Origin of the sequence: Paenibacillus sp. FSL H7-0326, from assembly GCF_001955535.1 — a bacterium.
GTDB lineage: Bacteria > Bacillota > Bacilli > Paenibacillales > Paenibacillaceae > Paenibacillus > Paenibacillus shunpengii.
Window position 1 is genome coordinate 224,552 of sequence record NZ_MPVN01000003.1, and the last position, 11,742, is coordinate 236,293.

Consider the following 11,742-nt stretch of genomic DNA (forward strand, 5'->3'; position numbering starts at 1 on the left):
TTGGGTCTGTAAAGTTAATAATTATGGTAATATATAGTCTTGCAGAAAAACACAAACTGAAATGGAAAGGAAGTAAGGATTGCTTAAATTTACATCACACAAGAAATCGGTATGGAAATGGACTTTCTTTTTCTTGCTGCTCCTGCTTAGCTGGGTATGGAATCTGGCTTATTACAACAGCATGCAGCTTGATAAACCATTATTTCCTAAGCAGTATATGACTGCCATTAATCAACTTACGGAGATCAAGGTTTATTATTTGGAGAATAAGGATCAGGGTAAGAAAGTAAGCCAAATTCATATTAAAGAGCTCCCTCATACCGCAATCGGAAGTCCAACAACCCAAATAGAATATGATTACCAGAATCTTAAACGGTTTTATATTGATCTCAGACCGGAAGAGAATACGAAGATAGATACAGAACAGGACAAGGACATCGTCATTCGGGAGATTGAGGTGTATTATGATGATGGTTCTACAGAGACAGTTCCGATTGGAGAGATCGTTGTTCGGCCTTATCCTGAGAAAGGATATGTTACGGATATGGGTTCAAGCGGTGCATCCTCAGATGGAAGCGGTCATGATTACCTGAGCGTGGTCACGAAGGCTTGGCTGACGAAGGTAGAGATGACCCATACGGAAGAGCTCTCTTCACTCATTGATTATACACTGTACGGTAAGCCGGCAGATCAGGTTACTTATCCGAAGGAAGTGGTCCCTGACGATCGCATCACCTTAAGATATCAGTGGAAGCTCCCTGAGGATCCTAGTGAGTTCATGATCTACGAAGCGTTGGCGTTAATGCATTTTAATACACCCGAAGATAAAGAAATTGTAGATTTCAGCTTTATGATCAATAATCTAAGTTATTCCGAAGAACAGATCCGGTCCATTGTACAGGAGGTGAACTAATGTCTCCATCCATACGAAGCACGGTGGCACCCCTTCGCAAAATGGGATGGGGATTTCTATTTGTACTCATTGATTTAAACTTGGGTCCTATTGATATCCTGCCTGATTTTGTAGGTTTTATCTTGATATACTTCGGCTTAAGCCGGCTCGGTGAGCGTTTCAAAGATTTTAGCCGAGCTAAAGGATTCAGCCTTATTTTATTATTCATGTCCATAGCCGGTATATTTGTTCCGCCAGTCGATTATAACAGCTTTGCTTCTATTCCTCTGTATGTTCATATATTTGCGGAATTACTTAGTCTGCTTACGCTGTTCCTGCTTGTCTTTATATTTAGAGGACTCACAGTAATCGGAGAATCCGGTGTGTTTCATAATGTGAAGATTCAGGAAGTGATCAGTCTCAGAAAAAATGGATTACTTGGTCTACATGCCCTTCTTATGATCATGTATCCCTTGGCATTTAATATGGACGACACGATATTAACGGTTATATTCATATTTACTATCATTCAGATTGTATTCTATCTTCTGTTCATAGCTCTGCTGTTCCGGATGGCCAAAACCATGGAGAAGTGGAGCGAATCTGTCAGCATATAGACTGCTCGTTGATTCATGACTGAGCTTCTAGAGATTGGTTTAAAATAACGATATAACTGTAGGAAGGAGGGGAAGCGTATGGCAAGGGAAGTCTATTCCGTTCCCTATGGATATGAACCCCAGGAGGACGAGATCAAAGGAACTTTGATCTATTATGATGATTTTGACGGGGTGGAGGACAAGGAGCTCGCAAACGCATTAGAATTAACAGAAGCGAAAAAATTTAAGAAGCTGGTTCTCTATCCCCTTCACGATGCTACCATTAAGCGCATGCTGAAGCACAGTACACAGCCCTTCTATAAGAGAGAGGACCGGCTGCATGACTGGAAGCGTGACCAGTCAAATGAAAGGCTCATTATGGTTGAGGGATGGGAGGGCAAGCGGAAGAAATATACACCGATGGAAGCTGCTTTACGGCATTTGACAGAGTACTATCCAGCACCTCATTTCGTATATATCTCGCCTTTATATGCGAACTTGTTCGCTTCTTACTCCTTCTTTGATGAATGGATAAAGAGGATCCGATTAATTATAAATGATAAGCCGAGAGAGCTTCATCCTAACCTAATGAAGTACGAGAATCGTTGGGAGATCATCACAGGACGAGATGAGAACAAATAATATTGATCCCTAACCGTTTCCTTGAATAAAGGAGCGGTTTTTTTTATTGTTATGGGCAACTATTTGGTTCACTCAACACCTGAAAAATTCATACTAAGATTATAAATATTTTCTCTAGTCCATACCAATTTACGCGATCTTGTAGATGTACCTATATCAGAAATATAGATAAAGAGAGAAATTCAAATCCAGAATAATCCTTTAACAATAATTATATAATAAATTAAAGTAAAAATTTATTGTGAAACGATAAATAATATGCTAAATTCAATAAGAAATTTATTTTGGTGAGGTGTTTGTATGAAACAAGGTTCAACATTATTTCTAAAAGCAGCTGTTTTTCTTATCGGAATCCCGGTGCTTGTGCTCTGTATTGTTGGTCTGCCTTGGTTACTGAGTAACCCAGCGAATCCAGAATTTGCGTATATGCTGTATCCGATTGTAATCATGCTGTATGTGTCTGTGATCCCTTTCTTTATAGGGCTCTTTCAGGCGTTTCGGCTTCTAAGCTACATTGACAAGAATAAGGCGTTCTCTGTAATCTCAGTTAAAGCTTTAAAAACGATTAAAACCTGTGCATTCTCGATAAGTATCCTGTATGTTATCATCCTTCCGTTCATTTTTCTATTGGCTGAGAAAGACGACGCACCTGGCCTAATTATTATAGGCATGGTATTGATCTTTGCTCCTCTGGTGGTAGCCGTATTCGCCGCTGTTCTCCAGAAGCTGATGCAGGAAGCGATTGATATTAAATCAGAAAATGACCTAATCATCTGAGGTGGAATAATATGGCCATAATTATAAATATTGATGTCATGCTGGCGAAGAGAAAAATGAGTGTTACTGAGCTCTCCGAGCGAATCGGGATCACGATGGCGAATCTTTCTATACTGAAGAATGGAAAAGCCAAAGCCATTCGGTTAACAACGCTGGAGGCGATATGTAAAGCATTAGACTGCCAGCCAGGAGATATTTTGGAATATCGAATGGATGATGATTCAGCAGAAGTAGAGCTCTGATTAAAATGACATCTATTAGTACATCATTTCAGCCGATCCTTTAACCAACCCTGTGAAGTAAGTAAGAAGACTTACGGAAGGGTAAGTGTTGACCAGGTCGGCTGATTTTTGTTAGGGATAAGAAGCTGTGTCAGTTTACATAATATCTAATATGTGTGACCTTATAGTGTTATGGTGCCTAAGCTTATTCCTAACTTGATTCAATGTTATTTCTAGGTTGATTTATTGACCAACAGAATATCCTTTCTTAAAATGGTTTAATTAGGTTGTATCTTCAAACTCTTAAAGAAATGAAAGAAGGCGGACTGATGAACTGGAAACGGATCGCTCTAGCGGGTGTGATTACGACGCTATTATCTACTGTCCACGGATTTCCCCACCACGAGGCATCAGCAGCAGAAAATAAAACGATACAAGTGAATATTGATGACGAACAAGTAAGACTGACAGCTTCTTCTTATCTTGAGCGGGGTACGGTAATGGTTCCAATCACGATGCTTCACAAGCTGTCGAAAGCACAGATCCAGTGGAATAATGCGAGCAAGACAGTTACTGTGCAGATGAACGGACAATCCTTTGTTCTTAATCCGGGTGCAGCGAAGGTTTCATATGCTGGTAAGTTGTACAATTTAAAAGAAAAGGTTCAATTAATCAATCATCGCGTAATGGTGCCTGCGTCATTTCTCAGTGAAATCTCAGATTCATCTATGCGATTTGATAAAATGGACCAAATTTTATATCTCACCACAAACCGATATTACACCATGACCGCTCCTCAGCATGGAGAAATTCAATTACAAGCGGCACAGGTGAATAAGTATGATTATGTAAAGGGAATGAACCTTATCATTAATGGAGAGTCTCATCCTTTTACGAGTTGGGAAGGCATGTGGAACTGGAGCTATAAGCCTGATATTTATGTGGAGGACCTTACGAATGACGGACGAGAAGAGCTTGCAGTCATTAATACACTCGGATATGGAACAGGACTCATGGAGAAGGATGTCCACATTGTAAATCTGCACAATCACAAGGAAATTCCGATTGAATCCTTCGAGGATATTATCAAAGAACAGATTGATTCCTCTATTACAACGCAGGATGGGAAAGTTACTGTGTCTCTGAAGATAAAAGAACAAGAGGAAATCAAGCACGTACTTGAGGAATATACAGGGAATCCTCCGGATTATTTCTATTCTGAGCTTGGCTTCGGAGCCATTGTCTATTATTTTATCGATAATGGACAGCTTAGTGCACGTCTCGGGGCTTCGGCAAGCACCGTTACTTTCTCGGGAGATGTGATCATTGATTACAAATATGAGGGCGGTCGTTTCCTAGCAGACAAAGTGAGTTATACGCCTTATCAGAAATAAAGCCATCACATCATGTGTATATAGCATTTCTGGTATCAACTTTTTAATATGGGAATGATTACAATTGGTGTGTGAAAAATTCATGATAAAGACAGGATTTGTTTTCGAACGTTTTTCGGAATTGTGTTATGATGAATGACGGAGAGATTTTTATCTAAATATAAATAAATACAAATGAATGTTTGGTTATTGGAGGAGATTCGATGTTTAAATGGTTAAAAGGTAAATCTGCTGAAAAAATGGATGTACTTGAGATTTCAGCCCCGCTGACAGGAACCGTGGTTCCACTTGCGAATGTTCCTGATGAAGCGTTCGCTTCGAAGGCAATGGGTGAGGGAGTAGCGATCGAGCCGACAGAAGGCAAGGTTGTAGCTCCTTTTGATGGCAAAGTCGCTCATTTGATTGAGAAGAGCAAGCACGCTGTTATTCTTGAGCATGCAACAGGAGTACAAGTACTTATTCACATCGGTGTTAACACCGTTTCTATGAAAGGTGAAGGCTTCAAGGCTCATGTCAGCACAGGGGATGAAGTAAAAGCAGGTCAGCTTCTGATCGAATTTGACATCGCAGCCATTCAAGCAGCAGGATACCCGGTGGTTACGCCTGTATTGATCCCGGCTGGCATTGATGCAGTGAAAAGTGTGGAGCCGAACGAATCCGCTGGCAGCGTAAGTGCGCAGTCCGGCAGTGTGATTAAAGTTCATCTAAATTAGGTTGAACAAGGACCTCATTTCTTACATCACATAAGAGATGAGGTCCCTTTTTCATGCAGGATCACTGTTTCTTAACCGCAGAAATGAGCATAAACATAGGTCTTCTCAGCTCTTCTTCGTATGCTGGGCTCGACCTTAACATCTCAGGTGTTGGCTTCAGCTCGGATAATCGAGTCAACTGAAAGCCTGCAGACAAGAGTTCATTTACATAGGTGGAAACTGTACGATGGTATTTCATCACCGTATGACCTAGAAAATCAGCTTCACGGATACCCTCAAGGTGGTAGTTGTCAACAGGCCAGTGTAATTTAGTGCCCTCGGTATCATAATAGAAATCTTGGGCTGCTAGTGCTGTAAACATCGGATGCTCCACAGAGAAAACAAAATGACCATCAGGCGTCAGTATTTGATGTACTTTATGACATAGTTGTTTAAAGTCTTCAATATAGTGGATTGCCAGCGAGCTGATTACGACCTCGAATGATTCATCGCTCACACTCAGATCTTCAATTGCCGCTCTTCTATATTCTATATGCTGATGATCAGTCAGAGCTCTGGCACGTTCCAGCATTTTCGCTGATATATCAATTCCAAGTACATATGTAGCACCTTGTTCCTCAGCATAGCGACAGTGCCAGCCATAACCACAGCCTAGATCAAGGACGGATTTGTCCTTAAGGTCTGGGATCATTCGTCTCAGCTCGGGCCATTCCCCAGCTGCCTCCAATCCGCCGGTCGAGCGGGGCATACGGCTGTATTCGTTGAAAAAGGTCGATTCATCATACTTATTTTGCTTCATAACAGAAGGCTCCTTCTCTAGTCATCTCCCTATTCATACTCTACGGACTTAAGGTCAAAGATTCTAGACTATAGACTAATTATAATCATTTATTACCTTGAGAAGCAGTCTATCCAATATGAAAAACCACAGCTTCACCCCGTATGACGGGTTATGAAAGTGCGGTTTATTGTCCGTTGTGGAGGTTTTGAATCACTACGGCTGATAGTGTGAAGAGCTGTGAGGATAATAATAATGATACGGACTGGCCTTAACCCATTCGTAATCATCGTCTGCATATCCTTGAGGACCATAGCTTGATTGGTGAAAAACACCTTGAGGAGGGATATTATTTCCCTGTCCAGCTGTTCCTTGGGTGTGATTCACAGTCCGATGAGTGCTGTTCTTTCCTTGCGTGCTGCTCTTTGCTTGTTTACAGCCAGGCGGTGGACCAAGAATAACAGATTCTTGAATAGGTAGGGCCGCTTCCGCATATTTTTGTTCATCTACACAGTAAGCAAGATTCATAATTTCTTTCGGTGTGAACCGAAGGAAGTCAGAGCCGTACACAATGTCAGGTGTCGGTTCATCAAAGATCGTAAGAAAATGTGTGTTATCCTTCATGGACACAATCCAGTGGAACCAACCTTTAGGAAACATGGAGACCTGACCGGGCCTCAGCCGATAGGACATCAGCTTTTGTGTAAAAGGATCAAACACGGAGGTCACGACTTCTCCGCTAATGACATACACCAGCTCATTGACGTTCGTGTGCCAGTGAGGCTGAACGATAATGTTCTTGCTCATATGTGCATTGAAAAAACCAGTTTCAATTGCAGGCATTTGCTCTGCAAACATTTGTGTAATGTAATTATGCGCATCTCTCTTATAAGTAGTGACCGCATTGGAATCCCCGCTAAGATTGAGGGATGGAGATTGTAAGACTGGATTGGTCTTCATGAGCTGCTGTTCCTCCCATTCTGTACACCACATTCTGTACGTGAGCAACTTTTTTTCAGCATATGCCTAGATCATTTGATTTGCTCCTGGGTGCGATAATTTTTAATCGTTTTAGGAAAAAGGTTTGTCGAAATTGATATGAAAGCGCTATAATTGAAATTAATGTAAAAAGAATATCCAAATTCATATCATGGGGTTAAGGGAGCGGAAATAATGAGAAAGAGCAAGACCTTCTATAATATATTCATTCCTGTTCTCATCCTGAGCTTGGGACTCGTTATATCCTTTGGAAGTTATATTTATGTGTCAACTACTAACTCTGTCGTTGATCGGATTAGTGACAGTCAGCAGAGTCTGATCTCCCAGATTCGTAACACACTGGAGCAGAAGATTCAGACGATTGAATATGCCTTCAACACCTACAGTACAACCAAATCCTTCACTGATGTAATCAATAACCCGCTTACAGAGCAGGAATTCCAGACCTATCAGGAGGTAAACTCCCAGCTGAACTACATTGCTTCACTTGGGCTGGATGGAGTTCAATATTCTCTCATTAGTCTCAAGCAAGACTGGAGCATTACCAATGGCTCCTTATCCCGGCTGACAGATGAAGAGAAAAGTGAATTGTACAATAAATATATAAGCGAAAAGAGCGAGGATCTATTCTGGGTAAAGACCGAGGACGGAATTCAATTTGTACATACCCTGCCCGTATTCTCGAACAATAAGCAAGCCATTGCACTGTCTTCTATATCGTTAAAGACGCTTAATAACACACTGCAGTCACAGCCGGATACACCCGTTTATATTTTGAACAAACAGGGTGAGCTTCTGTATTCGGCGGATACGGAACACCCGCAGCTGAGTGATGTCCAGATCAAACAAATCATGGATGCAGCCTCCAGTCGGCCGCAGACAGGGAAGCTGACGATCCCGGGCGATACGCAGGCAGAAGTGAATGTCATTTATGCCAAATCCTCGTATAATAACTGGACGTTTGTGACGCTGCTGGATGATAAGGCGGTTAGTGAAGCGATGTCTGCCACTCGCATCGGTATCGTAGTCATGGGGTTAATCATCATGATATTAATTTTTATCATCGCTTATTTCTTGTCCGTATACCTGTCTAAGCCGATTCGCAAGATCCAGCGCAGCTTAGCGCACAGCTCAGAACCGATGATGAAGGATGAGGTAGACTGGATCATCAGATCTATTGACTCGATCGTGTCAGAGAAGGAAAGTCTGGAGCATTTGATGGAGGCGGAGAAGCCGAAGCTCGAAACACAGTTTGTTCTGAATTTGCTGCATAACCGATTAACGTCTGATGAGGCTTGGCGTAGTATGTCCCGCTTCGGATATCGAGTCCAAGAGGACAAGGTCTATGTCACCATGCTTGTACAAATGGACCGCTATCATGATAAACAATTGTCCGATAAGGATGTTTTGCTGCTCGCGGTAAACAATCTAGTACAGGACATCGTTCCTCAGGGAGGAAGACTGCTCCCTGTTGTTATGAATGAGCGTACGCAAGCTACGATCCTTATGTTCGAAGGAGACAGTGAGCAGGAGATCCGTAAGAAGATCATTGCCTATGCCAAACAGATTATCCGATCCTCACGAGAATATCTAAGACTGCCTGTTAGTATCGGTGTAAGTCAGAGCTATACCGATTTACTTAAGAGCCGTGAAGCTTGCGAGATGAGCATAGAGGCTCTTCATCAGAGACTTAATTTAGGAAAAGAGTCGATCATCTTCTTTGATGATATCTCCACGGTCATCTCAGGACCAATGGTTCTTCATTATCCAGCAGAGCTTGAGACACAGCTGTTTGATGCGATTCGGCTGGGTGATGAGAGTGCCGTTCTTCGTGCGCTGTATCCATTGCTCGCTGACATGATGAAGCACAGCAAGAACCCGATGAATCTGGAAGTGACACTGATGCGCTTCGTTAATAATTTGATTCAATTGGAACAGCACATTGGTGCTGAAGTGCTCTTAACTCCGGATAACGCTAATTTATACCACCGCTTATTGAATATTCGCAACCCGGAGGAGATTGAACGTATTCTGGTCGATGAAGTGATACTGCCCATGGTTAAATGCATGAAGGAGAAGACCAATCACCAATTCAGGTCAATCGCAGACCGCATTGCATCCATCATCCGAGCTGAATACGATCAGGAATTGTCGTTGGAATCCATCAGTGAAAGACTTCATTATAGTCCCAACTATCTAAGCAGCATCTTCAAAAAGGAGTATGGCATGACGTTTACGGAATTTCTGATGAACTATCGATTAGATATCGCAAGAAAATGGCTGGTGGATACGGATATGACCATTAAAGATATTGCCGAGCGATTACAGTATCAGAATCCTCAGAATTTTATTAGATCCTTCCGCAAGAAAGAGCATGTGACACCTGGAGCTTATCGAAAAATGAAGCTTCAAGCATGACAATCAGGCTTGAAGATCAGGGACTTTGTCATGTCAAACAAAAGAAGTTCGGAGCAAGCGAGCAAAATGAAATGCGCGCAGACCGAACTTCTTTGTTTTATATTCAACTATCCTTTTACTGCACCGAGCAGTGCGCCTTTGGTAAAATGCTTCTGCACGAATGGATAAGCAATCAGCATAGGAAGTGTAGCCACAACGATGACGGCCATCTTGATGGTCTGTGCAGGCGGGATAATATCAACCGCAGAGCTGTCGCCTTCCATGCCGCTGGAGACAATAACGATTTGTCTCAGAAGGACCTGCAAAGGCCATTTGTCTGAATCCGTCAGGTACAGAATGGCATTCGTGTAGGTATTCCAGTAGGTTACCCCATAGAACAAGGACAGTGTAGCAATCGACGGAAGGGCGAGCGGCAGCATAATGCTTCCTAGTATTCGGAAATCATTCGCTCCGTCGATCTTGGCAGATTCTTCGAGACTATCCGGCAGTGCTTGGAAGAAGTTTCTCATAATAATCAGGTTAAATGCATTGATTGCAACGGGCAGGATCAACGACCAGTACGAATCAATCAAGCCGGTGGCTTTGACAACCAGAAAAGTAGGAATCATACCACCGCTGAACAGCATGGAGAATACGACAATGAAGTTAATGAAGCTTCTTCCATATAAATACCTGCGGGACAAGCCATAAGCCATCAGCGCAGTCAGGAGCATACTTACAGCCGTTCCCACGATTGTCGTACCAATCGATACCGCAAGACCTTGGAAGATCGTCGAGGTCGAGAAGATGTACTTGTATGCATCCAGGGAGAACGTTGTAGGGAATAACACGAACTTCTTCTCAACCAGCTCCTGCGTAGATGCAAACGAGCTTGCGAGTACATTAATGAAGGGAAGCAGACAAGCCAGGGCGATCAGTGCTAGCAGCGTGTAATTGACAACATTAAATATGCGGCTTCCCAGGGACTCTTTTTTATAGGCGGGTTTCTTGGCAGTTGCAGCCATAGGATGAGGACCTCCTTCTATTTCGGATGTAAGTATTATTGAGATATATACACCTTATCAAGGAGACCAAATTCCGTATATAATCATGTCCTACGGCTTTCATTTCACGTTAAAAAGCGGCTTCTTACACTGATAATCCTGATATTAAATAATGATCATGAGCTACATTAATCCCTGCTAAACCCGCATTCCAGCAGTGAATATAGCTGATGATTATATACGTAACGGACCATATGAGGGTATGCTTGGCTTCGAACAACCGACTCAGCATCATTGCATGTTGAAGAAGTATTTTTCAAGGAGGTCGACAGCGATTGAAGGAAGCAGATACCCCGGCCGTTTCATATCAGGTGGGCACACGTAAGAAAAAAGAGATGTTTCAACCCTTTCATTTTTTAAAGAAATACAAGCTGCTCTATTTAATGATTTTACCCGGATTTCTATTCTTTGTTGTATTTAAGTACTTGCCAATGGGCGGACTCATTATTTCCTTTCAGGATTATCAGCCCTATCTTGGTATTCAAGGGAGTCCTTGGGTCGGCTTCAAGCATTTCATTAGGTTGTTTACTGAACCGACATTCGCCATGCTCCTCAGCAACACCTTAATCTTATTTGCACTTGAGCTTGTCGTCTTCTTTCCATTACCTATCATACTTGCACTCATGCTTAACGAAGTCAGACACAAGCTGTTCAAGAGCTCGATTCAAACGATCATTTACATTCCGCATTTCATGTCATGGGTTATCATCGTCTCCATTACATATGTATTTCTGAATGTGGACGGCGGTGTTGTAAATGAGATCATTGCTGCATTAGGCGGTCAGAAGATTAGCTTCTTGACTTCGCCGGAGTGGCTGCGTCCAATGTACATCGGTCAAATCATCTGGAAAGAAGTCGGCTGGTCTACCATTATCTATCTGGCAGCGATTACAGTAGTAGATACCCAGCTCTATGAAGCCGCTGAAATGGATGGTGCGAGCAGGCTTCGTAAGATTTGGCATGTTACCTTGCCGGCCATTAGACCCGTGATCATTACACTGCTCATACTTAAGATCGGCAACACGCTTGAACTAGGATTTGAGCATATGTTCCTGCTCCTGAACTCACTCAATCGGGAGGTTGGGGAAATCTTTGATACTTATGTATATACTGCCGGTCTGAAGAATGGACAGCTCAGCTTCAGTACCACAGTAGGCTTGTTTAAAGGGCTGGTAGGACTTATCCTCGTCATGATTGCCAATAAGCTGGCGAAGAAGTTTGGAGAAGACGGTGTGTATTAATCTTTTTTTATCATATATAAAAAGGGGA

The 11,742-nt window shown here is 42.4% G+C and carries 12 protein-coding genes; 9 read left to right on the forward strand and 3 right to left on the reverse strand.

All coding sequences use genetic code 11. The features are described 5' to 3' along the window. Positions 1–79 precede the first annotated feature (79 nt). The 7 genes from BK126_RS16975 (at position 80) to BK126_RS17005 (ending at position 5,235) form a co-directional block, all read left to right on the forward strand. Positions 80–913, forward strand: coding sequence for a hypothetical protein (locus BK126_RS16975; protein WP_076313743.1), 834 nt, complete (start codon positions 80–82; stop codon positions 911–913). Continuing rightward, positions 913–1,509, forward strand: coding sequence for a hypothetical protein (locus BK126_RS16980; protein WP_076313744.1), 597 nt, complete (start codon positions 913–915; stop codon positions 1,507–1,509). The genes BK126_RS16975 and BK126_RS16980 overlap by 1 nt, the downstream gene beginning before the upstream one ends. A gap of 78 nt (positions 1,510–1,587) precedes the next feature. Further along, on the forward strand, positions 1,588–2,130 hold the full coding sequence (locus tag BK126_RS16985) for a hypothetical protein (RefSeq protein ID WP_076313745.1): 543 nt from the start codon (positions 1,588–1,590) through the stop codon (positions 2,128–2,130). 300 nt (positions 2,131–2,430) lie between these two features. Beyond that, on the forward strand, positions 2,431–2,907 hold the full coding sequence (locus BK126_RS16990; RefSeq protein ID WP_076313746.1) for a DUF2975 domain-containing protein: 477 nt from the start codon (positions 2,431–2,433) through the stop codon (positions 2,905–2,907). 11 nt (positions 2,908–2,918) lie between these two features. Next, on the forward strand, positions 2,919–3,149 hold the full coding sequence (locus tag BK126_RS16995; protein WP_076313747.1) for a helix-turn-helix domain-containing protein: 231 nt from the start codon (positions 2,919–2,921) through the stop codon (positions 3,147–3,149). Between the two features lie 308 nt (positions 3,150–3,457). Beyond that, positions 3,458–4,522, forward strand: a complete 1,065-nt coding sequence (locus tag BK126_RS17000; protein ID WP_076313748.1) for a stalk domain-containing protein — start codon at positions 3,458–3,460, stop codon at positions 4,520–4,522. A gap of 203 nt (positions 4,523–4,725) precedes the next feature. Continuing rightward, a complete protein-coding gene (locus BK126_RS17005) occupies positions 4,726–5,235 on the forward strand; it encodes a PTS sugar transporter subunit IIA (RefSeq protein WP_076313749.1) in 510 nt (169 codons plus the stop codon). A gap of 61 nt (positions 5,236–5,296) precedes the next feature. On the opposite strand, the gene BK126_RS17010 is transcribed toward BK126_RS17005, so the two are convergent. Both BK126_RS17010 and BK126_RS17015 read right to left on the reverse strand, forming a co-directional pair. Then, positions 5,297–6,034 (reverse strand): class I SAM-dependent methyltransferase, encoded by a 738-nt coding sequence (locus BK126_RS17010; protein ID WP_076313750.1) that lies wholly within the window; start codon positions 6,032–6,034, stop codon positions 5,297–5,299. Positions 6,035–6,229: 195 nt separating this feature from the next. Then, the gene (locus tag BK126_RS17015; protein WP_076313751.1) at positions 6,230–6,973 is read right to left on the reverse strand and encodes a cupin domain-containing protein; all 744 of its coding nucleotides are present in this window, start codon (positions 6,971–6,973) and stop codon (positions 6,230–6,232) included. Positions 6,974–7,186: 213 nt separating this feature from the next. On the opposite strand from BK126_RS17015, the gene BK126_RS17020 reads away from it, so the two are divergent. Further along, entirely contained in the window at positions 7,187–9,430 is a 2,244-nt protein-coding gene (locus BK126_RS17020; protein ID WP_076313752.1) for an AraC family transcriptional regulator, read from the forward strand. A gap of 107 nt (positions 9,431–9,537) precedes the next feature. Here the strand turns inward: BK126_RS17020 and BK126_RS17025 are convergent, their stop codons facing one another. Next, positions 9,538–10,434, reverse strand: coding sequence for a carbohydrate ABC transporter permease (locus BK126_RS17025; protein ID WP_076313753.1), 897 nt, complete (start codon positions 10,432–10,434; stop codon positions 9,538–9,540). Between the two features lie 374 nt (positions 10,435–10,808). On the opposite strand from BK126_RS17025, the gene BK126_RS17030 reads away from it, so the two are divergent. Continuing rightward, the gene (locus BK126_RS17030) at positions 10,809–11,714 is read left to right on the forward strand and encodes an ABC transporter permease (protein ID WP_081872274.1); all 906 of its coding nucleotides are present in this window, start codon (positions 10,809–10,811) and stop codon (positions 11,712–11,714) included. The last annotated feature ends 28 nt before the right edge of the window (positions 11,715–11,742 follow it).

Bases quoted from the DNA above. Each gene is read 5' to 3' on its own strand.
- BK126_RS16980 (WP_076313744.1), top strand. From the start codon at position 913: ATGTCTCCATCCATACGAAGCACGGTGGCACCCCTTCGCAAAATGGGA.
- BK126_RS16985 (WP_076313745.1), top strand. From the start codon at position 1,588: ATGGCAAGGGAAGTCTATTCCGTTCCCTATGGATATGAACCCCAGGAG.
- BK126_RS16990 (WP_076313746.1), top strand. From the start codon at position 2,431: ATGAAACAAGGTTCAACATTATTTCTAAAAGCAGCTGTTTTTCTTATC.
- BK126_RS16995 (WP_076313747.1), top strand. From the start codon at position 2,919: ATGGCCATAATTATAAATATTGATGTCATGCTGGCGAAGAGAAAAATG.
- BK126_RS17000 (WP_076313748.1), top strand. From the start codon at position 3,458: ATGAACTGGAAACGGATCGCTCTAGCGGGTGTGATTACGACGCTATTA.
- BK126_RS17005 (WP_076313749.1), top strand. From the start codon at position 4,726: ATGTTTAAATGGTTAAAAGGTAAATCTGCTGAAAAAATGGATGTACTT.
- BK126_RS17010 (WP_076313750.1), bottom strand. From the start codon at position 6,034: ATGAAGCAAAATAAGTATGATGAATCGACCTTTTTCAACGAATACAGC.
- BK126_RS17015 (WP_076313751.1), bottom strand. From the start codon at position 6,973: ATGAAGACCAATCCAGTCTTACAATCTCCATCCCTCAATCTTAGCGGG.
- BK126_RS17020 (WP_076313752.1), top strand. From the start codon at position 7,187: ATGAGAAAGAGCAAGACCTTCTATAATATATTCATTCCTGTTCTCATC.
- BK126_RS17025 (WP_076313753.1), bottom strand. From the start codon at position 10,434: ATGGCTGCAACTGCCAAGAAACCCGCCTATAAAAAAGAGTCCCTGGGA.
- BK126_RS17030 (WP_081872274.1), top strand. From the start codon at position 10,809: ATGTTTCAACCCTTTCATTTTTTAAAGAAATACAAGCTGCTCTATTTA.